19 protein-coding genes are annotated in these 19,441 nt (G+C 73.1%); 12 read left to right on the plus strand and 7 right to left on the minus strand.

Going from position 1 to position 19,441, the window contains the following annotated elements:
- Nucleotides 1-161 precede the first annotated feature (161 nt).
- Entirely contained in the window at nucleotides 162-902 is a 741-nt protein-coding gene (locus ACFWV2_RS00635; RefSeq protein ID WP_384399522.1) for a hypothetical protein, read from the plus strand.
- Between the two features lie 56 nt (nucleotides 903-958).
- Nucleotides 959-1,303, plus strand: coding sequence for a rhodanese-like domain-containing protein (locus tag ACFWV2_RS00640; protein WP_384399525.1), 345 nt, complete (start codon nucleotides 959-961; stop codon nucleotides 1,301-1,303).
- A 340-nt stretch (nucleotides 1,304-1,643) separates the two neighbouring features.
- On the opposite strand, the gene ACFWV2_RS00645 is transcribed toward ACFWV2_RS00640, so the two are convergent.
- From ACFWV2_RS00645 to paaA, 5 genes are read right to left on the minus strand one after another with little or no spacing between them, the layout of a single operon-like run.
- Nucleotides 1,644-2,759 carry a 2Fe-2S iron-sulfur cluster-binding protein gene (locus ACFWV2_RS00645; protein ID WP_384399528.1) on the minus strand — a complete coding sequence of 372 codons (1,116 nt, stop codon included), beginning with the start codon at nucleotides 2,757-2,759 and terminating at the stop codon, nucleotides 1,644-1,646.
- Nucleotides 2,760-3,266, minus strand: a complete 507-nt coding sequence (paaD, locus tag ACFWV2_RS00650) for a 1,2-phenylacetyl-CoA epoxidase subunit PaaD (protein WP_384399531.1) — start codon at nucleotides 3,264-3,266, stop codon at nucleotides 2,760-2,762. It lies immediately after the preceding gene.
- Nucleotides 3,260-3,997 carry a 1,2-phenylacetyl-CoA epoxidase subunit PaaC gene (gene paaC / locus ACFWV2_RS00655; protein WP_384399536.1) on the minus strand — a complete coding sequence of 246 codons (738 nt, stop codon included), beginning with the start codon at nucleotides 3,995-3,997 and terminating at the stop codon, nucleotides 3,260-3,262. Before paaC ends, paaD begins: the two co-directional genes overlap by 7 nt.
- Nucleotides 3,994-4,281 (minus strand): 1,2-phenylacetyl-CoA epoxidase subunit PaaB, encoded by a 288-nt coding sequence (paaB, locus tag ACFWV2_RS00660; protein ID WP_250769027.1) that lies wholly within the window; start codon nucleotides 4,279-4,281, stop codon nucleotides 3,994-3,996. The genes paaC and paaB overlap by 4 nt, the downstream gene beginning before the upstream one ends.
- Nucleotides 4,278-5,300, minus strand: coding sequence for a 1,2-phenylacetyl-CoA epoxidase subunit PaaA (gene paaA, locus ACFWV2_RS00665; protein WP_360788309.1), 1,023 nt, complete (start codon nucleotides 5,298-5,300; stop codon nucleotides 4,278-4,280). The genes paaB and paaA overlap by 4 nt, the downstream gene beginning before the upstream one ends.
- Before the next feature lie 112 nt (nucleotides 5,301-5,412).
- Between paaA and ACFWV2_RS00670 the strand changes: the two genes are divergently transcribed.
- The 3 genes from ACFWV2_RS00670 to ACFWV2_RS00680 are packed head-to-tail and all read left to right on the plus strand — an operon-like array spanning nucleotide 5,413 to nucleotide 8,218.
- Entirely contained in the window at nucleotides 5,413-6,234 is an 822-nt protein-coding gene (locus ACFWV2_RS00670) for a DUF5819 family protein (RefSeq protein ID WP_384399539.1), read from the plus strand.
- Nucleotides 6,231-7,520, plus strand: a complete 1,290-nt coding sequence (locus ACFWV2_RS00675) for an HTTM domain-containing protein (protein WP_384399542.1) — start codon at nucleotides 6,231-6,233, stop codon at nucleotides 7,518-7,520. The genes ACFWV2_RS00670 and ACFWV2_RS00675 overlap by 4 nt, the downstream gene beginning before the upstream one ends.
- Nucleotides 7,517-8,218 (plus strand): TrmH family RNA methyltransferase, encoded by a 702-nt coding sequence (locus ACFWV2_RS00680; protein ID WP_384399545.1) that lies wholly within the window; start codon nucleotides 7,517-7,519, stop codon nucleotides 8,216-8,218. Before ACFWV2_RS00675 ends, ACFWV2_RS00680 begins: the two co-directional genes overlap by 4 nt.
- A gap of 80 nt (nucleotides 8,219-8,298) precedes the next feature.
- On the opposite strand, the gene paaN is transcribed toward ACFWV2_RS00680, so the two are convergent.
- Nucleotides 8,299-9,996 (minus strand): phenylacetic acid degradation protein PaaN, encoded by a 1,698-nt coding sequence (gene paaN / locus ACFWV2_RS00685; protein WP_384399547.1) that lies wholly within the window; start codon nucleotides 9,994-9,996, stop codon nucleotides 8,299-8,301.
- A 124-nt stretch (nucleotides 9,997-10,120) separates the two neighbouring features.
- Between paaN and ACFWV2_RS00690 the strand changes: the two genes are divergently transcribed.
- Together ACFWV2_RS00690 and ACFWV2_RS00695 are read left to right on the plus strand one after the other, a co-directional pair.
- Nucleotides 10,121-11,683, plus strand: a complete 1,563-nt coding sequence (locus ACFWV2_RS00690; protein WP_384399550.1) for a 3-hydroxyacyl-CoA dehydrogenase — start codon at nucleotides 10,121-10,123, stop codon at nucleotides 11,681-11,683.
- On the plus strand, nucleotides 11,680-12,273 hold the full coding sequence (locus tag ACFWV2_RS00695; RefSeq protein WP_384399553.1) for a TetR/AcrR family transcriptional regulator: 594 nt from the start codon (nucleotides 11,680-11,682) through the stop codon (nucleotides 12,271-12,273). Before ACFWV2_RS00690 ends, ACFWV2_RS00695 begins: the two co-directional genes overlap by 4 nt.
- Nucleotides 12,274-12,332: 59 nt before the next feature.
- Here the strand turns inward: ACFWV2_RS00695 and ACFWV2_RS00700 are convergent, their stop codons facing one another.
- Nucleotides 12,333-12,959, minus strand: a complete 627-nt coding sequence (locus ACFWV2_RS00700) for an Lrp/AsnC family transcriptional regulator (protein ID WP_384399556.1) — start codon at nucleotides 12,957-12,959, stop codon at nucleotides 12,333-12,335.
- Between the two features lie 177 nt (nucleotides 12,960-13,136).
- Between ACFWV2_RS00700 and pdhA the strand changes: the two genes are divergently transcribed.
- From pdhA to ACFWV2_RS00725, 5 genes are all read left to right on the plus strand, one after another.
- Nucleotides 13,137-14,294: a pyruvate dehydrogenase (acetyl-transferring) E1 component subunit alpha gene (pdhA, locus tag ACFWV2_RS00705; RefSeq protein ID WP_384400307.1), complete on the plus strand. Its 1,158-nt coding sequence runs from the start codon at nucleotides 13,137-13,139 to the stop codon at nucleotides 14,292-14,294.
- Nucleotides 14,294-15,340 carry an alpha-ketoacid dehydrogenase subunit beta gene (locus ACFWV2_RS00710; protein WP_384399559.1) on the plus strand — a complete coding sequence of 349 codons (1,047 nt, stop codon included), beginning with the start codon at nucleotides 14,294-14,296 and terminating at the stop codon, nucleotides 15,338-15,340. The genes pdhA and ACFWV2_RS00710 overlap by 1 nt, the downstream gene beginning before the upstream one ends.
- A complete protein-coding gene (locus ACFWV2_RS00715) occupies nucleotides 15,340-16,869 on the plus strand; it encodes a dihydrolipoamide acetyltransferase family protein (protein WP_384399562.1) in 1,530 nt (509 codons plus the stop codon). The genes ACFWV2_RS00710 and ACFWV2_RS00715 overlap by 1 nt, the downstream gene beginning before the upstream one ends.
- A gap of 240 nt (nucleotides 16,870-17,109) precedes the next feature.
- Nucleotides 17,110-17,964, plus strand: a complete 855-nt coding sequence (locus ACFWV2_RS00720) for an NTP transferase domain-containing protein (protein WP_384399565.1) — start codon at nucleotides 17,110-17,112, stop codon at nucleotides 17,962-17,964.
- Nucleotides 17,961-19,427, plus strand: coding sequence for a molybdopterin molybdotransferase MoeA (locus tag ACFWV2_RS00725; protein ID WP_384399568.1), 1,467 nt, complete (start codon nucleotides 17,961-17,963; stop codon nucleotides 19,425-19,427). Before ACFWV2_RS00720 ends, ACFWV2_RS00725 begins: the two co-directional genes overlap by 4 nt.
- Nucleotides 19,428-19,441 lie beyond the last annotated feature (14 nt).

A 19,441-nucleotide genomic window follows, 5' to 3' on the forward strand; every position in this document is an offset into this window, starting at 1 on the left:
CGGAGCCTGGGGACGAGCGGCCCGGGGACAAGGGACCTGAGACCGGGCGGTCTGAGACTGAGCGGCCCAGGGCCGAGGAATCCCGGAACGAGCGGTCTGAGGCTGAGCGGTCCGGGGGCGAGAGTGGGGATCAGCGGCCCGAGGCTCGGCTTGAACGGGCTGTGCGGGTGGCTGAGCAGGCACTGATCGAGTTCGAGATCGCCGTCGAGACCTTCCGGGTCGAGGTGGACAACTTCTCGCGGCTGCACCACCAGAAGCTCGGCCCGATGTACGCGCGGCTCGACGAACTCGACGCCCGGATCGCCGAGGCGCGGGCGGCGCGCAGCGGTGACCCCGAGGATCTGCGGCGGGCGCAGGAGGCGCGGGCCGCGGTCATGCCGATGCCCGGGGTGGACGAGCTGTTCCACGACTGGATCGACTCCGACGGCCTTTCCCCCGAGGCGGAGGCCATGCTCACCGACAGGCCGGTGCAGCCGCCGAAGCGGGTCCGCCCCGGCGAGGAGGTCCGCAGGCTCTACCGGGAGCTGGCTCGCAAGGCCCACCCCGATCTGGCCCGTGAGGAGGACGAGCGGAAGCGGCGCGAGGAGTTCATCACGCGGGTGAACGCCGCCTACGCCCGGGGCGACGAGGCCCTGCTGCGTGAGCTCTCCGCCGAGTGGGAGGCCGGTCCCGTACCGGCCCAGCGGCTCAGCGAGAGCGAGGAGCTGTACGCGCGTCTGGAGTGGCTGGCGCAGCGCAAGGACATGCTGTCGGCGCTGGCGCGTGAGCTGGAGGAGAGCGCGATCGGGGCGATGCTGCGGATGGCGCCGGACGACCCGGACCGGCTCCTGGAGGAGATCGCGGAGCAGCTGCTCGCGCAGGTCTCCGAGCGGGAGAACGAGCTGTCCGAACTGGTGCAGTAGGTTTTTCCGTGCGCTCGATGTCCTTCGGGCGGTACTGACGAGAGAAGGCCGGTCCCATGAATTTCTCCCCGCTCCCCTCGGTGGACGCGGCCTCCGTGCCGGCGGATGCCCTGGTGCTGGACGTCAGGGAGGACGACGAGTGGGCGGCCGGTCATGTCGAGGGCGCGCTGCACGTGCCGATGAGCGATTTCGTGGCCCGCTTCGGCGAGGTGACGGAGGCCGTGGCCGAGCGTGGTCGCGCGTATGTGATGTGCCGGGTCGGTGGCCGGTCGGCGCAGGTCACGCAGTATCTGGTGCAGCAGGGCTTCGACGCGGTGAACGTCGACGGCGGGATGCTCGCCTGGGACGGTGCCGGGCGTCCGATGGTGACGGGGGACGGCAGCCCGGCGTTCGTCCTCTGATGTCCGCCGGCTAGCCGAGGGGTGGATGGCCAGCTGGTCGCCCAGGGCCTCCTTGTGCGTCGCAGCGGGCCGAATGACGTCGGTGTGGTGGTGGCGTACGGGGCTACCGCTCGATGGTCAGGGCGACGGGCGGGGCTCGGTACCGCGTCGGGTGCGACGCCCGAGAAGACCGCCTCGGTCGCCTCGACCGCCGCTTGCTGCTCCTCGGTGAAGGCGAAGTCCACTGCCCTGCCCTCCCGTTGCTTCTCCTGTTCCGTTGACGGTCCGTCAATATGGAGCAGGTAATGGTGAAGGGAGCGGCGAGGTCGGGGCCGGGGCTTCGCGGAGACGTCCGGATTCGTCAGCGGTCGAAGTCCAACTCCACGTCCGCCGTGACCGGGTGGGACTGGCAGGCGAGGACGTATCCGGCTTCGGTCTCCTCCGGTTCCAGTGCGAAGTTGCGGTCCATCCGCACTTCTCCGCCGACGAGGAAGGCGCGGCAGGTGCCGCACACTCCGCCCTTGCAGGCGTACGGGGCGTCGGCGCGGGCGCGGAGCACCGTGTCGAGGAGGGACTCGCCCCGGTCCACCGGCCAGCTGCCGGACCGGCCGTGCAGGGTCGCGGTCAGGGTGGCGTGCGCGGGGGTGTCGGTGGCGGGGACCGCGGCGGGTGCGGAGCCGTCGTCGACGTGGAAGATCTCCTGGTGGATCCGGCCGCGGTCGACCCCGAGGCCGCGCAGTGCCCGCTCGGCGCCCTGCACGAGCCCGAAGGGGCCGCAGAGGAACCAGCCGTCGATCGTGTCGACCGGCAGCAGCGCGGGCAGCAGTTCGGCGAGCCGCTCACGGTCGAGCCGGCCGGACGGCAGTCCCGCCTGCTGTTCCTCCCGGGAGAGGACGGTGACCAGCTGGAAGCGGTCGGGGTAGCGGTCCTTCAGGTCGGCGACCTCGTCGAGGAACATCGTGGACGCGGCGGTGCGGTCGCTCCGGACCAGGCAGAACCGGGCTTCCGGTTCGCGGGCGAGCAGGGTGGCCGCGATCGACAGGACGGGGGTGATGCCGCTGCCGCCGACGACGGCCGCGAAGTGGCCGGGACGCGGGGCGAGGGTGAAGCGGCCCATGGGCTCCATGACCTCGACGAGGTCACCGACGGCCAGTTCCTTGAGCGCGTACGTCGAGAACGAGCCGCCCTCGACGAGACGGATGCCGACGCGCAGGACGGGGGGCTCGCCGGCCGGGGCGGCGGGGGCGCAGATGGAGTACGTGCGGCGGATCTCCTCTCCGGCTTCGCCGCTGCGGCGCAGGGCGAGGTGCTGGCCGGGGAGGTGTCGGTACGCCTCGTGGAGTTCGGGTGGGACGGCGAAGGTGACGGCCACGGAGTCGTCGGTGAGCCGCTCGACCTCGCTCACCCTGAGCGGATGGAACCCGGCCCGCCCCGGGGATGCCTCCCGGCGGGGGCTGGGGGAGCCTGAGGTCGCCATCTACAACTCCTTGAAGTGGTCGAACGGTTCGCGGCAGGTGGTGCAGCGGCGCAGTGCCTTGCACGCGGTCGAGGAGAAGCGGCTGAGGAGCTCGGTGTCGGTGGAGCCGCAGTGGGGGCAGCGGATGGCCAGGGTCAGCGGCACCGGTCCGCCGTCGGGGCCCGCGGGGCCCTGGGGGCGCGGCGGGGCGACGCCGAACTCGGCCAGCTTCCGGCGGCCTTCCTCGCTGATGTCGTCGGTGGACCAGGCGGGGGCGAGGACCGTGAGGACGGAGACTTCCGGCACTCCGTGCTCGTGGAGCGCGCGCTCGATGTCCGAGGTCATGGCCTCGACGGCGGGGCAGCCCGTGTAGGTCGGGGTGAGGGCGACCTCGACCCGGCCGGGGCCGGTGACCTGGACGCCGCGCAGCACGCCGAGCTCGGCCAGGGTGATGACGGGCAGCTCGGGGTCGAGGACGGCGCCGGCGATCCGGCTCAGTTCCTCCTCCAGGGCGGTCATGGTCACCATGTCGCCCCCGGGTGGCTGCGGTGCAGGTGCTGCATCTCGGCGAGCATCCGGCCGAAGGGCTCGGTGTGCAGGCCCTGACGTCCGGCTCCCGCGCGCCAGGCGCCGGTGCGGGGCCCGGAGGGCACGGTGAGCGTGGCCCTGCCGAGGACGTCCGTCACCGAGGCCAGCCAGGCGCTCTCCATGGCCGCGTGGTCCAGGTCGAGGCCTTCGACGGGCTGGAACAGCTCGCCCGTGTACCGCCAGAGGGCCTCGGAGGCCCGCTGCATCCGCTCGTGGCTCTCGGCGGTGCCGTCGCCGAGGCGCAGGGTCCACTGCTCGGCGTGGTCCTGGTGGTAGGCGACCTCCTTGACGGCCTTGGCCGCGAGGCCGGCGAAGGGTCCGTCGCCGGACGCCAGCTGCCCGTACAGGAGGCGCTGGTAGGTGGAGAAGTAGAGCTGTCGGGCGATGGTGTGGGCGAAGTCGCCGTTCGGATGCTCGACCAGTTGGACGTTCCGGAAGGAACGCTCCTCGCGCAGGTAGGCCAGTTCGTCCTCGTCGCCGACGAGCGAGAGCAGGATGCGGGCCTGGCCGAGGAGGTCCAGCGCGATGTTGGCCAGGGCGACCTCCTCCTCCAGGACGGGGGCGGAGCCCGCCCACTCCCCCAGGCGGTGGGAGAGGACGAGGGCGTCGTCGCCGAGGGCGAGGGCGGCCGCGGCGATCACGGTGCCCTCGTGCGTGTCGGGGGTGCTCACAGGTGCTTCACCCCCTCAGGGATCTCGTAGAACGTCGGGTGGCGGTAGGCCTTGTCCGCGGCCGGCTCGAAGAAGGGGTCCTTCTCGTCGGGGGAGGAGGCGGTGATTTCCGTGGAGGGGACGACCCAGATCGACACGCCTTCGCTCCTGCGGGTGTACAGGTCGCGGGCGTTGCGCAGGGCCATCTCCGCGTCGGGCGCGTGGAGACTGCCCGCGTGGGTGTGGGACAGTCCGCGGCGGGAGCGCACGAACACCTCCCACAGGGGCCAACCGTCGCTCGTCATGCCTGTGCCTCCCCGTCCTTGCCGGTGTGCTTGTGCTTCTCCGCGTGGGCGGTCGCCGCTTCCCTGACCCAGGCGCCGTCCTCGTGGGCCTGGCGTCGCTTGCTCAGCCGCTGGTCGTTGCACGGGCCGTTGCCCTTGAGGACGTCCCGGAACTCGGCCCAGTCGATCGGGCCGAAGTCGTAGTGCCCGCGCTCCTCGTTCCACCGGAGGTCGGGGTCGGGGAGGGTGAGTCCGAGTGCCTCGGCCTGCGGCACGGCGATGTCGACGAAGCGCTGGCGGAGCTCGTCGTTGGAGTGGCGCTTGATCTTCCAGGCCATCGACTGGGCGGAGTGCGCCGACTCGTCGTCCGGGGGGCCGAACATCATCAGGGAGGGCCACCACCAGCGGTCCACCGCGTCCTGGGCCATGGCGTGCTGGGCCTCGGTGCCCCGGGAGAGGGCGAGCAGTGCCTCGTACCCCTGGCGCTGGTGGAAGGACTCCTCCTTGCAGACCCGGACCATCGCGCGGGCGTACGGCCCGTACGAGCAGCGGCAGAGCGGGACCTGGTTGGTGATCGCGGCCCCGTCCACCAGCCAGCCGATCGCGCCGACGTCGGCCCAGGTCAGCGTCGGGTAGTTGAAGATCGAGGAGTACTTCTGGCGGCCCGAGTGGAGCTTGTCGAGCAGCTCGTCCCGGCTGGTGCCGAGGGTTTCGGCCGCGCTGTACAGGTACAGGCCGTGGCCGGCCTCGTCCTGGACCTTGGCCATGAGGATCGCCTTGCGCCGCAGCGAGGGCGCGCGGGTGATCCAGTTCGCCTCCGGCTGCATGCCGATGATTTCGGAGTGGGCATGCTGCGCGATCTGCCGGACGAGCGAGGCCCGGTAGGCCTCGGGCATCCAGTCGCGTGGCTCGATCCGCTCGTCGGCGGCCACGGCGGCGTCGAACACGGCCTCGTGAGCGGCCTGCTCCGCCGCCACGGCCGCGTCCGACACGCCGGGCACGCCCGTGGTCACTGCCGTCCCTGCCGTCACTGCGGTCATCGGACCCCCTACCGACCGATCGTTCGGTTGAATGACTTCAATGGTGAGTCGACGGCCCGTATGGTGTCAACCCTGTGGATAACCGAGGTGGGCCGATCGAGATCGGGGCGGAATGGACGCGGACGTCGAGAGGGACGCGGCTGACGTGCACGAGAGCCCTCCCGCGGCCCCGGCGGACCCCCTCGCCGACACCCCGGAAACCACTCCCCCGGCGGACCGCGCGACCACCGGGATCATGGCCCTCTCCCTGCCCTACCAGGTCGTCCTCGCCGTGGCGCTGGCCGTCGCGGGGGTCTTCGCCTGCGTCCATCTGGCGATGGTGTTCCTGCACGTGGCGCCGTCCAACACGCTGACCAAACGGCACGGCCAGGCCGTCGACGACTGGGTCTACCCCGAGTTCGAACAGAACTGGAAGCTCTTCGCGCCCAACCCGCTCCAACAGAACATCTCCGTCGAGGTCCGCGCCGAGCTCGCCACCGCCGACGGTGCCCTGAGCACGACCGGCTGGATCGACCTCACCGCCCAGGACGCCGAGGCGATCCGCCACAACCCCGTGCCCAGCCACGCCCAGCAGAACGAACTCCGCCGGGCCGTGGACTTCTACCTCGGCTCCCACTCCGACGACGACCGCCCCAACGGGTCGCGCGGCCGCCTCTCGGAGGAGTACATGCGCCGGATCGCGATGCTCCGCCTCGACGCCCTCCCCGCCCTCGAAGGCCCCGACGGGCGGACGATCACCGGGGACGTGCGGCGGGTACAGCTGCGTACCGTCACCCGGCCCGTCGCCGCCCCCCGGTGGAGCACGGAGGAGACCGACACCGCCCCCTCCTACCAGGACTTCCCGTGGTGGCCGGTCACCGAGGCCGACCGGCCCGCCGAACCCGACCGGAACCACGCGGAGGCGGCGCGCAGCCGCACGGAGGCGGGCCGATGAGCACCCGCAGCCCTGCCCCGGCCCCCACACCCCCGGTGCCTGTCCCTCCCGCGGGCACCGCCACGCGCGCGCGTACCCGCGAACCGTTCGACCGCCGGCTCGCCCGCGCCGTCCAGACCGTCACGGGACGCTCCCTGGGCCCCTACCAGACCGCGATCGTGCGGATCGGCTTCTCGCTGACCTGGCTGTTCTTCCTGCTGCGCGAGCTGCCGCACCGCCATGAGCTGTACGGCCCCGACGGTCCCTGGTCCTGGGAGATGGCCCGGCGGCTGATCGCCGACAACCGGTCCTTCACCGTCCTCATGTGGTCGGACGGCCGGATCTGGTTCGAGCTCGTCTACGGGCTCGCCGTGCTCTCCGCCGTGCTCCTCCTGGTCGGCTGGCGCACCCGGGCCGTCTCGGTGGTCTTCATGGTCGGGGTGCTCTCGCTGCAGAACCGCTCCGTCTTCGTCGGCGACGGTGGCGACAACGTCCTCCACCTCGCCGCGATCTACCTCGTGCTGACCCGCTGCGCCCAGGTGTGGTCGCTCGACGCCCGGCGGGCGGCCGGTGACGCCCGCGCCGCCGCGGCGGGCGAGCCGCCGCGCGACGATCGCGTCGGCCCGCTGCTGTGGACCGTGCTCGGCGGCTTCCTCCTCGCCACGACCTGGTTCAGCGAGGTCACCGGCGAGTGGTGGCTGCCCGTCCTGCTGTGGGTCCTGTGGCTCGGCAACGGCCTGTGGTGGCTGGTCCGCCGGTACGCGCCGGAGGAACCGCGCACCCTGCTCGACGCCCTCGCCCACCTCGCGCACAACGCGGCCCTGTTCGTGATCATGGCCGAGGTCTGTCTGATCTACGCCACGGCCGGCTGGTACAAGATCCAGGGCTCGCGCTGGCAGGACGGCACCGCCCTGTTCTACCCGCTCAACCTCGACTACTTCACGCCCTGGCCGGCCCTCTCCGAGCTGCTCGGGACCAGCGGGGTCATGGTGATGCTGCTGACCTACGGCACGGTGGTCATCCAGGTCGCCTTCCCCTTCACGCTCTTCCACCGCAAGGTCAAGAACGTCCTGCTGGTCGCGATGATGCTGGAGCACGCCGGGATCGCGGTGCTTCTCGGACTACCGGTCTTCTCGCTCGCGATGATCTCCGCCGACGCCGTCTTCCTGCCGACGCCCTTCCTGATGGCGCTCGGCGCGTGGGTCGGGCGCCGCCGGGACCGGCTGCTGCGGCGCCCGACCGCCGGGACGCTGCCCGAGCAGCGCCGTACGGGTGAGGAGCACGGTCCCCGTACCCTCGTCGGGTGAGCACCACCGAAGAGAAGCCCGCTGCCGGGGCCGGAGTCGAGGCCGCTGCCGGGGACGTCGAGCCGGCTCAGTACGACGAGGGCTTCGGCCCCGAGATCGGCGTCGGACCGCACCCGGGGCCGTGGCCCGAGGACGAGCGGTACGACCCCGAGCTGCTCGCCGGCGGCGACCGGCGCAACGTCGTGGACCGCTACCGGTACTGGACGCGGGAGGCGGTCGTCGCCGACCTGGACACCCGGCGCCATGACTTCCATGTGGCCGTGGAGAACTGGGGCCACGACTTCAACATCGGCTCGGTCGTACGGACCGCCAACGCCTTCCTCGCGAAGGAGGTCCACATCGTGGGCCGCCGGCGCTGGAACCGCCGTGGCGCCATGGTCACCGACCGCTACCAGCACGTCCGGCACCACCCGGACACCGAGTCCCTGACCTCGTGGGCGGCGGCCGAGGGCATTCCGGTCATCGGGATCGACAACCTGCCGGGCGCCGTACCGCTGGAGCGGACCGTGCTGCCCCGCCGCTGCGTGCTGCTCTTCGGGCAGGAGGGCCCGGGACTCACCGAGGAGGCCCGCGCCCACGTCGAGATGGTCTGCTCGATCGCCCAGTTCGGCTCGACTCGCTCGATCAACGCCGGGGCCGCCGCCGCCATCGCCATGCACGCCTGGGTGCAGCGCTACGCGGAGATCGACAGCCCCTAGCGGGGCCCCGGGCCCCCGGAGGTCCCCAGCCCCCCCCGCGGGCGTGGAGGCCCCCCATGGAGCCTCCACGCGCCTGTGCCTCAGGCCTGGCGGCGGACCTCCACCACCCGGAAGCGGTTGGAGACGAAGGCGCCGTCGCACAGCGCCGCGTTCGCCGCCGGGTTGCCGCCCGAGCCGTGGAAGTCGGAGAACGCGGCGGTCTGGTTCACGTACACCCCGCCCGTGAGGTTCAGCGAGAGCTGGGCCGACTCCTCCAGGCAGACCTCCTCCACCGCGCGCTCGGTCTCCGCCGACGTCGTGTAGGCCCCGACCGTCATCGCGCCCTTCTCCCGCACCGTGCGCCGCAGCAGCTCCAGGGCGTCGTCGGTGGAGTCCACCGAGACGGCGAAGGAGACCGGTCCGAAGCACTCCGAGAAGTACGCGGCCTGGGCGTCCGGCTTGGAGCCGTCCAGCTTCACGATGACCGGCGTACGAACCACGGCGTCCGGGTACTCCGGGTTGGCCACCTCGCGGGAGGCGAGCGCCACCTCACCGAGACCCGCGGCGGCCTCCAGGCGCGCCTTCACGTCCGGGTTGACCAGGGCGCCGAGCAGACCGTTCGCCCGGGCGTCGTCGCCGAGCAGACCGTCGACGGACGCCGCGAGGTCGGCGACGACCTCGTCGTACGACTTGGGGCCCTGGTCGGTGACGATGCCCTCGCGGGGGATCAGGAGGTTCTGCGGGGTGGTGCACATCTGGCCGCTGTACAGGGACAGCGAGAACGCCAGGTTGGCGAGCATGCCCTTGTAGTCGTCGGTCGAGTCGACCACGACCGTGTTGACGCCGGCCTTCTCGGTGTAGACCTGGGCCTGCCGGGCGTTGGCCTCCAGCCAGTCGCCGAACTCGGTGGAACCGGTGTAGTCGATGATCCGGATCTCGGGGCGGACGGCCAGCGTCTTGGCGATGCCCTCGCCCGGCCGCTCGACGGCGAGCGCGACCAGGTTCGGGTCGAAGCCGGCCTCGGCGAGCACCTCGCGGGCGACACGGACGGTGAGCGCCAGCGGCAGGACCGCGCGCGGGTGCGGCTTGACGAGGACCGGGTTGCCGGTGGCGAGGGAGGCGAACAGGCCCGGGTAGCCGTTCCACGTGGGGAAGGTGTTGCAGCCGATCACCAGGGCGATGCCGCGGCCGACCGGGGTGAACTCCTTGCTCAGCTCCAGGGGGTCGCGCTTGCCCTGGGGCTTGGACCAGTCGGCCCGTCCCGCGGGGGTGCGGGTCTGCTCCGCGTACGCGTACGCCACGGCTTCGAGGCCGCGGTCCTGCGCGTGCGGTCCGCCGGCCTGGAACGCCATCATGAACGCCTGCCCGCTGGTGTGCATCACGGCATGGGCGAACTCATGGGTGCGGGCGGAGATCCGGGCGAGGATCTCCAGGCAGACCAGGGCGCGGGCCTCGGCCCCCGCGTCGCGCCAGGCGCCCGTCCCCGCGCGCATCGCGGGCAGCAGGACGTCGATGTCCGCGTGCGGGTACTCGATGCCGAGCGACGGGCCGTACGGCGAGGTCTCGCCGCCGGTCCAGCCGTCCGTGCCGGGCTGGTCGAGCTCGAAGCGGGTGCTCAACGTGGCCTGGTGGGCGGCGAGGCCCGCCGCCGCGTCGAGCGAGCCGTCCGCCCCGTACGCCTTCGGGTGCTCGGGGTACGGCGACCAGTAGGCACGGGTCCGGATGGTGTCGAGCGCCTGGTCGAGCGTGGACCGGTGCTTCTCGGCCAGACGGTCGGTGGTCAGCTGAGCGGTGGCCATGGATGGACCAACTCCTCGTCGAGCTGGGCAGGGAGACACGTACGGAGTTAGAGTAACCGAACGATCGGTCGGGACAAGGGGGTCCGTCGATCCTGTGGAAAACCCATCGGGGAGGATCACCCCTATGAGCGCCAACGTGACCGTCAGGGGGAGCGACGACGTGACCGCCAGTGAGCCCACCGCCCTCGCGCAGGACCGCACCGTCGCCGTCGTGGGCACGGGGACCATGGGCCAGGGCATCGCCCAGGTCGCCCTGGTCGCCGGCCACCCCGTGCGCCTCTACGACAGCGCCCCGGGCCGCGCGGGGGAGGCCGTGGCCGCCCTCACCGCCCGCCTGGACCGGCTCGTCGAGAAGGGCCGGCTGGACGCCACCGCGCGCGAGGCCGCCGTCGGGCGGCTGCACGCCGCGGAGGACCTGGCCGAACTCGCGGACGCGGCGCTCGTCGTCGAGGCGATCGTCGAACTGCTCCCCGTCAAGCAGCAGCTCTTCGCCGACCTGGAGAAGGTCGTCGGCGACGACGCCGTCCTCGCCACCAACACCTCCTCCCTCTCCGTCACCGCCATCGCGGGAGGGCTGCGGCTGCCCGGCCGGTTCGTCGGGCTGCACTTCTTCAACCCGGCGCCGCTGCTCCCGCTCGTCGAGGTCGTCAGCGGCTTCGCCACCGACCCGGACGTCGCCACGCGGGCGTACGACACGGTGAAGGCCTGGGGCAAGACGCCGGTGCGCTGCGCGGACACCCCCGGCTTCATCGTGAACCGGGTCGCGCGCCCCTTCTACGCGGAGGCCCTGCGGATCTACGAGGAGGGCGCCGCCGACCCCGCCACCATCGACGCGGCCCTGCGCGACTGCGGCGGCTTCCGCATGGGCCCCTTCGAGCTGACGGACCTGATCGGCCAGGACGTCAACGAGGCCGTCACCCGGTCCGTGTGGGAGTCCTTCCACCGGGACCCGAAGTTCACGCCCTCGCTCGCACAGCGGCGGCTCGTGGAGTCCGGGCGCCTCGGTCGCAAGACGGGCCAGGGCTGGTTCTCGTACGCGGAGGGCGCCGAGCGGCCGGAGCCGCACACGGCGCCGCCGGCGAAGGCCCCCACGAAGATCGTCGTGCGGGGTGACCTGGGACCCGCGGAGCCGCTGGTGGGGCTCTTCGAGGAGGCGGGGATCGAGGTCCGGCGCAAGAAGGGCTTCGGATTCATCGAGCTGCCCGGCGGGGGTGAGCTCAACCTCGCGGACGGGGAGAGCTCCTTCGAGTACCCCCGGGAGGAGATCGTCTACTTCGACCTCGCGCTGGACTACGCGCGCGCGAGCCGGATCGTCCTCTCCACCAGGGAGGGCACTTCGCCCGAGACCCTGGACAAGGCCGTGGGCCTCTTCCAGGCCCTCGGCAAGCAGGTCTCCGTGATCGGTGACGTGCCCGGCATGATCGTGGCCCGTACGGTCGCCATGCTGGCCGACATCGCGGCCGACGCGGTCGACAGGGGCGTCGCGACCGCCGAGGACGTGGACACGGCGATGCGGCTCGGGGTGAACTACCCCGTCGGCCCGCTGGAGTGGGCCGCGAACGTCGGATACCAGCGGATGTCCGGGCTCCTGGGGGAGCTGCACGAGCGGTACCCGACGGGGCGGTACGCGCCGAGCGTCGCCCTCGTGCGCCGGGGGTACGCCGAGGAGGCGGAGGACTCCCGATGACCACCGTGAAGCGCGACACGTACACCCCCGAGACGCTGCTCTCGGTCGCCGTCCGGATCTTCAACGAGCGCGGCTACGACGGCACCTCCATGGAGCACCTCTCCAAGGCGGCCGGGATCTCCAAGTCGTCGATCTACCACCATGTGTCCGGCAAGGAGGAGTTGCTGCGGCGGGCGGTCAGCCGGGCGCTCGACGGGCTCTTCGCGATCCTCGACGAGCCGGGCGCCGGGCGTGGCCGGGCCGTCGAGCGGGTCGAGTACGTCACGCGGCGGACGGTCGAGGTGCTGATCGCGGAGCTGCCGTACGTGACGCTGCTCCTTCGGGTGCGCGGCAACACGAGCACCGAGCGGTGGGCCATGGAGCGGCGTCGCGAGTTCGACCACAGGGTGGCCGAACTGCTCAAGGCCGCCGCCGATGAGGGCGATCTGAGGGCCGATGTGGACATCCGGCTCGCCACCAGGCTCCTCTTCGGCATGATCAACTCTCTGGTGGAGTGGTACCGGCCGCATCCGGACGCGACGGCGGAGCGGGAGCAGCTCGCGGAGACCGTCGCCCGTCTGGCCTTCGACGGGCTGCGGACGGCCCGCTGAGGGGACGGCTGAGGGCGCGGCTGAGGGCCTTCCCAGGGGCAGGCCCGGTTCCTGTGGGCTCAGGCGCGCGGGTCGGTGTTGAGGTCCGTCTCCTCGAAGACCAGCAGGGTGCGGGTGGACAGCACCTCCGGGATCGCCTGGAGCCGGGTGAGCACCAGCTCGCGCAGGGTCCGGTTGTCCGGTGTGTGCACCAGGAGCAGGACGTCGAAGTCGCCGCTGACCAGCGCGATGTGTGTGGCGCCCGGCAGCGTCTTGAGCTGCTCGCGGACCGTACGCCAGGAGTTCTGGACGATCTTGAGCGTGATGTAGGCGGAGGCGCCGTGCCCGGCGCGCTCGTGGTTGACCCGGGCGCTGAAGCCGCGGATCACCCCGTCGTCGATGAGCCGGTTGATGCGCGCGTAGGCATTGGCCCGGGAGACGTGCACCCGTTCGGCTACGGAGCGTACCGAGGCGCGACCGTCCGCCTGCAGCAGGCGGAGAATGTCCCTGTCGATCGCGTCCAGCGGGCGGGCCGGCAGGGCGCCCGTCGGCGTGCCGACGGGGGCGCTCAGGACCTCGCCGGGCACCTCCGGCTCGGCTCCGCCGAGGGCGCCGCCCAGGTCGCCGCTCGCGCCACCGGCCGCCTCGTCGCTCGTCCCGTCGCCCGGAGCCCCGCTCCGGTCGACGGCCATTTGTTCATCCGCCATGTGCCCCCGCCTCTCTCCGATGGACGACCTGCTCATATCCCAGGCTGTGGAGAACCGTTTGTCCACAGGCTGGTGGTGCCTGTAGCCAAAATGCCTCCACGACCGAACAATCGGTAGGTGAGGCGCACCACACTCGCGCCACCCGCCTTCGGGTGTCATGCCCGCTCCCACGAGGAGGTGGACTCGTTGCAACAGCGCAGTTCGACAGTCCAAGAGCCGCCCGGTGCCGTCACCGCCCACCGGCCCACCCCGCCGGCATGGCAGCCGCGCACCGACCCCGCCCCGCTGCTGCCCGACACCGAGCCGCTGCGCGTGCTCGGCACGGACGCCGTGTCCGACGCCGACCCCGCGCTGCTGCTCCGGCTCTACGCGGAGCTGGTCCGCGGCCGCCGGTACAACACGCAGGCCACCGCCCTCACCAAGCAGGGCCGCCTCGCCGTGTACCCGTCCACCACCGGCCAGGAGGCGTGCGAGATCGCCGCCGCCCTCGCCCTGGAGGACCGGGACTGGCTCTTCCCCTCGTACCGCGACACCCTGGCGGCCGTCGCCCGCGGCCTCGACCCCGTGCAGGCCCTGACCCTGCTGCGCGGCGACTGGCACACCGGCTACGACCCGCACGAGCACCGCATCGCACCGCTCTGCACCCCGCTGGCCACCCAGCTCCCGCACGCGGTGGGCCTCGCCCACGCGGCCCGGCTCAAGGGCGACGACGTGGTCGCGCTCGCCATGGTCGGCGACGGCGGCACCAGCGAGGGCGACTTCCACGAGGCGCTGAACTTCGCGGCCGTCTGGCAGGCCCCGGTGGTCTTCTTCGTGCAGAACAACGGCTTCGCGATCTCCGTGCCCCTCGCCAAGCAGACCGCCGCCCCCTCCCTCGCCCACAAGGCCGTCGGATACGGGATGCCCGGCCGGCTCGTCGACGGCAACGACGCGGTCGCCGTCCACCAGGTACTCACCGAGGCCGTGAGCCGTGCGCGGCGCGGCGGCGGACCCACCCTCGTCGAGGCCGTCACCTACCGGATCGACGCCCACACCAACGCCGACGACGCCACCCGCTACCGTGCGGCAGGCGAGGTCGAGACCTGGCGGGCGCACGACCCGATCCTCATCCTGGAGAGGGAACTGACCAAGCGTGGCCTGCTCGACGAGGACGGCAGGCGCGCGGCGGCGGAGGCCGCCGAGACGATGGCCGCGGAGCTGCGCGAGCGGATGAACGCCGACCCGGTGCTCGACCCGATGGACCTCTTCGCCCATGTGTACGCGGAGCAGACCACACAGCTGCGCGAACAGGCGGCGCAGCTGCGCGCCGAGCTCGATGCCGAGGGTGAGGCGTGATGACGACGGCGACGACCGGACCCACGGCGGACAGGACCGCGGGGAACGGCAACAGGCCGAAGCCGGCCACGATGGCGCAGGCGCTCCAGCGCGCCATGCGTGACGCGATGGCCGAGGACCCGACCGTCCATGTGATGGGCGAGGACGTCGGCACGCTCGGCGGCGTCTTCCGGGTCACCGACGGGCTCGCCAAGGAGTTCGGCGAGGACCGCTGCACGGACACCCCGCTGGCCGAGGCGGGCATCCTCGGCGCGGCCGTCGGCATGGCCATGTACGGCCTGCGGCCGGTCGTCGAGATGCAGTTCGACGCGTTCGCGTACCCGGCGTTCGAGCAGCTGATCTCCCATGTGGCGCGGATGCGGAACCGCACCCGCGGCGCGATGCCGATGCCGATCGTCATCCGTGTCCCCTACGGCGGCGGGATCGGCGGCGTCGAGCACCACAGCGACTCCTCCGAGGCCTACTACACGGCCACCCCCGGCCTGCATGTCGTCACGCCGGCCACCGTCGAGGACGCCTACGGGCTGCTGCGCGCGGCCATCGCCTCCGACGACCCCGTGGTCTTCCTGGAGCCCAAGCGGCTCTACTGGTCCAAGTCGGACTGGTCCCCCGAGGCCCCCGCGCGCGTGGAGCCGATCGGCAAGGCCGTCGTACGGCGGCGGGGCACCGGCGCCACCCTCATCACCTACGGCCCTTCGGTGCCGGTGTGCCTGGAGGCCGCGGAGGCCGCGCAGGCCGAGGGCTGGGACCTGGAGGTCGTCGACCTGCGCTCGCTCGTGCCCTTCGACGACGAGACCGTCTGTGCCTCGGTGCGGCGCACCGGCCGCGCGGTCGTGGTCCACGAGTCGACCGGGTTCGGCGGCCCCGGCGCGGAGATCGCCGCGCGCGTGACCGAGCGCTGTTTCCACCACCTGGAGGCACCGGTGCTGCGGGTCGCGGGCTTCGACATCCCGTATCCGCCGCCCATGCTGGAGCGGCACCATCTGCCCGGCGTGGACCGGGTCCTGGACGCGGTGGCGCGGCTGCAGTGGGAGGCGGGAAGCTGATGGCGCGAGTGCTCGAGTTCAAGCTGCCCGACCTCGGGGAGGGGCTCACCGAGGCGGAGATCGTCCGCTGGCTGGTCGCCGTCGGCGACGTCGTCGCCATCGACCAGCCGGTCGTCGAGGTCGAGACGGCCAAGGCCATGGTCGAGGTGCCCTGCCCGTACGGCGGTGTCGTCACCGCCCGGTACGGCGAGGAGGGCACGGAGCTGCCCGTCGGCGCGCCGCTTCTGACGGTCGCGGTGGGCGGTACGGACGCGGACGCGGGCGGGAACGGGGCCGCCGCGGCTTCCGGCGCCTCGGCGCCCGTCCCCTCGGCTTCCGTCCCCGCGGCTTCCGGCGCCTCGGACGAGGCCGCCGCTTCCGCCGTCTCGTCCGAGTACTCGGGCAACGTGTTGGTCGGTTACGGCACGGCGGGACCCGCCGCCCGGCGCCGTCGAGTGCGGCACGAGAGCCCGGCCGTGGCGCGGACGTCCGAGCCCGCCACCGCGACGGCCCTGACGGGCACGGCCGGGTCTACGGCGTCCGCCGCATCGGCGCCGCCCGCCGCCGCTCCGGCGTCCGTCGCTCCCGCTTCGGCGACCGCCTCACCGGCTTCGGCGTCCGCCCGCGTGGGTGCGGGAGTGCACGAGGGCCCGGTGCCGGTCATCTCACCGCTCGTGCGGAAGCTGGCCAGGGACCGGGGGCTCGACCTCCGGGAGGTGCGGGGATCGGGGCCCGAGGGGCTGATCCTGCGCGCCGATGTGGAGCTGGCCCTCACGGCCCTGGACCGTGCGATCGCCCCCCAGGCCCCCCAAGCCCCCCAGGCGCCCGCGGTCGCCGCCGCTCCGGCGGGCGTCGCCACGGCCGGTGAGCGGATTCCGCTGCGCGGGGTCCGTGGCGCCGTGGCGGACAAGCTGTCGCGCAGCCGTACGGAGATCCCGGACGCGACCTGCTGGGTGGACGCCGACGCGACCGAGCTGATGGCGGCACGCTCGGCGATGAACGCGGCGGGCGGGCCGAAGATCTCGCTGCTCGCGCTCCTCGCCCGGATCTGCGTCCATGCCCTGGCCCGGTTCCCCGAGCTCAACTCCACCGTGGACACCGCCGCCAGGGAGATCGTGCGGTTGCCCGCCGTGCACCTCGGCTTCGCCGCCCAGACCCCGCGCGGTCTCGTCGTCCCCGTGGTCAAGGACGCGGGGGCCCGCACGGCCGAGTCGCTGAGGGCGGAGTTCGCCCGGTTGACGGAGTCGGCCCGGCAGTCCGCGCTCACCCCGGCCGATCTGACGGGTGGCACGTTCACCCTGAACAACTACGGGGTGTTCGGGGTCGACGGATCCACGCCGATCATCAATCACCCCGAGGCCGCCATGCTCGGCGTCGGCCGGATCATCCCCAAGCCCTGGGTGCACCAGGGCGAACTGGCCGTCCGTCAGGTGGTGCAGCTCTCCCTCACCTTCGACCACCGCGTATGCGACGGCGGGACGGCGGGCGGTTTCCTGCGGTACGTGGCGGACTGCGTCGAGCAGCCCGCGGTCCTGCTCCGCACGCTCTGACGGCCCGCACCGGTCCGGGCCGCGCCCTCCCGTGGCGGCCCGGCGGTGGAGGACGCCTCCCGCAGCGTTCCTAGGGCTCCTCGGGCTCCTCGGGCTCCGCGGGCCGCTCGGGCTCCTCGGAGTTCCCGGGCCGCCCGAGGAGGGCTCGCCCGTCCGTGGAGGCCGTCCGTCCGGCGCGCTCCGTCTCTCTGAGTGGGACGCGCCGGGCACTCGTCGGACACCGCGCCCCATACTGCTGGGGTGACCACCGCCTACGACGCCGTCGTGCTCGCCGGGGGCGCCGCCCGGCGCCTCGGCGGTTCCGACAAGCCCGCGGTACGGGTCGGGGGAAGGCCCCTGCTCGACCGCGTCCTCGGGGCATGCCCCGACGCGGACCTGACCGTGGTCGTCGGCGCTCCGCGCCCGACGGCCCGCCCCGTGCGCTGGACCCGGGAGGAGCCGCCCGGCGGCGGGCCGGTGGCCGCCCTCGACGCCGGCGTCCGGGAGACGGAGGCCGCCGTCCTCCTCGTTCTCTCCGCCGACCTTCCCTTCCTGGACGGGGACACCGTCCGGGACCTCGTGACGGCGCTCGACGGGGCACCCGAGTCGGAGGTCGCGCTCCTCGTCGACGCCGAGGGAAGGGACCAACCGCTCGTCGCCGCTTACCGGACGGGGCCGCTCCGACGTGAGCTGAGTCGTCTCACGCGGGACCATGGAGGCCTCGCCCACCTGCCGTTGCGCCACCTCACCCACGTGCTCCGCCCCGTCCGGGTCGCCGGTGGCCCCCTGGCCTCCTTCGACTGCGACACCTGGGAGGACATCGCCACGGCCCGGGCCCGCATCAGGGAGCATGGGACCGTGCTGGATGAATGGATCACCGCAGTCAAGGACGAACTGGGTATCGAGCTGGACGTCGACACCGGCGTGCTGCTCGACCTGGCCCGTGACGCCGCCCACGGAGTGGCCCGCCCCGCCGCGCCCCTGACCACCTTCCTGGTCGGGTACGCGGCGGCGCGCGCGGGCGCCGAGGGCGGTCCGGAGGCGGTCGCCGAGGCCGCCCGCAAGGCCGCCGCGCTGGCCCAGCGCTGGGCCGCCGAGCAGGACGAGGCCGGATGAACCTGAAGGAACCCGCCCCGGTGGCCCCGGGCGCCGCCACCGACGCGCGCGCCGGCCAGCCGCACCGGGCCACCGCCTGGCCCGAGGCGCGAGCCGCCGCCGTACGCGCCGGGGCCGCCGCCCGGGACGGCCGGGCTCCGCTGGGCGTTCCCCTCGGGCGGGCACTCGGCCAGGTCCTTGCCGAGCCGCTCCTCGCCCTCACCGACCTGCCGCCCTTCGACACCTCCGCCATGGACGGCTGGGCGGTCGCGGGCCCCGGCCCCTGGAGGGTGCGCGAGGACGCCGCCGTGCTCGCCGGGCAGGCGTCCGCGCACGTGTCGGTCGCCGGGGAGGCCGTACGGATCGCCACCGGCGCCCGCGTCCCCGCCGGGACCACCGCCGTCCTCCGTACCGAACACTCGCGTACCGAGCCCTCCCGTACCGAGCCCTCGCCTGTCGAAGACGCCGGGTTCGAAGACGCCGGGCTCGAAGACGCCCGTATCGCAGGCGCCCGTCCCGAGCAGGTGGGAGCGGGAACCGACCCCGCCCTCCTGCTGCACGCCCTGCGTGACGTGGTTCCGGGGCAGGACATCCGTCCCCGGGGCCAGGAGTGCCGCGCGGGCGACGAGCTGCTTCCCGCGGGGACCACCGTGACCCCCGCCGTACTCGGCCTCGCCGCCGCCGCCGGGTACGACGAGCTGCCCGTGCCGTCCCGCCCACGCGTGGAGATCCTGGTCCTCGGCGACGAACTGCTCACGGCGGGCCTCCCCCACGAGGGGCTCATCCGTGACGCCCTCGGCCCGATGCTCGGCCCCTGGCTGACCGCGCTCGGCGCCGACGTGCTCGCCACCCGCCGTATCGGTGACGACGCCGAGGAGCTGTACGCCGCCGTGACCGGCTCCCCCGCCGATCTCGTCGTCACCACCGGCGGGACCGCCGCCGGGCCCGTGGACCACGTCCACGGGGTGCTCGGCAAGGCGGGCGCCACCCTCCTCGTCGACGGGGTGAAAGTCCGCCCGGGTCACCCGATGCTGCTCGCCCGCCTCGACGCCGAACCCGCCCCGGGTCGTCCCGTCCGGCATCTCGTCGGGCTCCCCGGCAATCCGCTCGCGGCCGTCTCCGGACTCCTCACCCTCGCCGAGCCCCTGCTCACGGCCCTCAAGGGGGCCGAAGCCGGAGCGAACCTGTCCCCGTCCCCGTCTCCGTCCTCGGCCCCGTCCCCGGCTCCGCCCCGCGCCGCCGTTCAGGGCGAGGTGCACGGGCATCCGTACGACACGCGGCTCGTCCCGGTCGTCCGCCGTGGCGGGCAGGCCGTACCCCTGCGCTACAACGGACCGGCCATGCTCCGGGGCATCGCCGCGGCGGACGGGCTGGCCGTCGTGCCGCCCGGCGGCGCGCGGCCCGGCCAGGAGCTGGACATCCTCGACCTTCCCTGGCCGACCGAAGCGGGGGCCGTGCCGGCCCAAGGAGCGTGTTTCACGTGAAACTTCCCAGTCGT

The organism is Streptomyces sp. NPDC058671 (genome assembly GCF_042716475.1).
Taxonomy (GTDB): Bacteria; Actinomycetota; Actinomycetes; order Streptomycetales; family Streptomycetaceae; genus Streptomyces.

Coding starts and splice junctions, on each gene's coding strand:
- ACFWV2_RS00645 (WP_384399528.1), bottom strand. CDS start 2,759: ATGGCGACCTCAGGCTCCCCCAGCCCCCGCCGGGAGGCATCCCCGGGG.
- paaB (WP_250769027.1), bottom strand. CDS start 4,281: ATGACGAGCGACGGTTGGCCCCTGTGGGAGGTGTTCGTGCGCTCCCGC.
- ACFWV2_RS00675 (WP_384399542.1), top strand. CDS start 6,231: ATGAGCACCCGCAGCCCTGCCCCGGCCCCCACACCCCCGGTGCCTGTC.
- ACFWV2_RS00725 (WP_384399568.1), top strand. CDS start 17,961: ATGAACCTGAAGGAACCCGCCCCGGTGGCCCCGGGCGCCGCCACCGAC.
- paaA (WP_360788309.1), bottom strand. CDS start 5,300: ATGACCGCAGTGACGGCAGGGACGGCAGTGACCACGGGCGTGCCCGGC.
- ACFWV2_RS00710 (WP_384399559.1), top strand. CDS start 14,294: ATGACGACGGCGACGACCGGACCCACGGCGGACAGGACCGCGGGGAAC.
- paaN (WP_384399547.1), bottom strand. CDS start 9,996: ATGGCCACCGCTCAGCTGACCACCGACCGTCTGGCCGAGAAGCACCGG.
- ACFWV2_RS00700 (WP_384399556.1), bottom strand. CDS start 12,959: ATGGCGGATGAACAAATGGCCGTCGACCGGAGCGGGGCTCCGGGCGAC.
- ACFWV2_RS00640 (WP_384399525.1), top strand. CDS start 959: ATGAATTTCTCCCCGCTCCCCTCGGTGGACGCGGCCTCCGTGCCGGCG.
- ACFWV2_RS00695 (WP_384399553.1), top strand. CDS start 11,680: ATGACCACCGTGAAGCGCGACACGTACACCCCCGAGACGCTGCTCTCG.
- ACFWV2_RS00670 (WP_384399539.1), top strand. CDS start 5,413: ATGGACGCGGACGTCGAGAGGGACGCGGCTGACGTGCACGAGAGCCCT.
- ACFWV2_RS00690 (WP_384399550.1), top strand. CDS start 10,121: ATGAGCGCCAACGTGACCGTCAGGGGGAGCGACGACGTGACCGCCAGT.
- paaD (WP_384399531.1), bottom strand. CDS start 3,266: ATGGTGACCATGACCGCCCTGGAGGAGGAACTGAGCCGGATCGCCGGC.
- ACFWV2_RS00715 (WP_384399562.1), top strand. CDS start 15,340: ATGGCGCGAGTGCTCGAGTTCAAGCTGCCCGACCTCGGGGAGGGGCTC.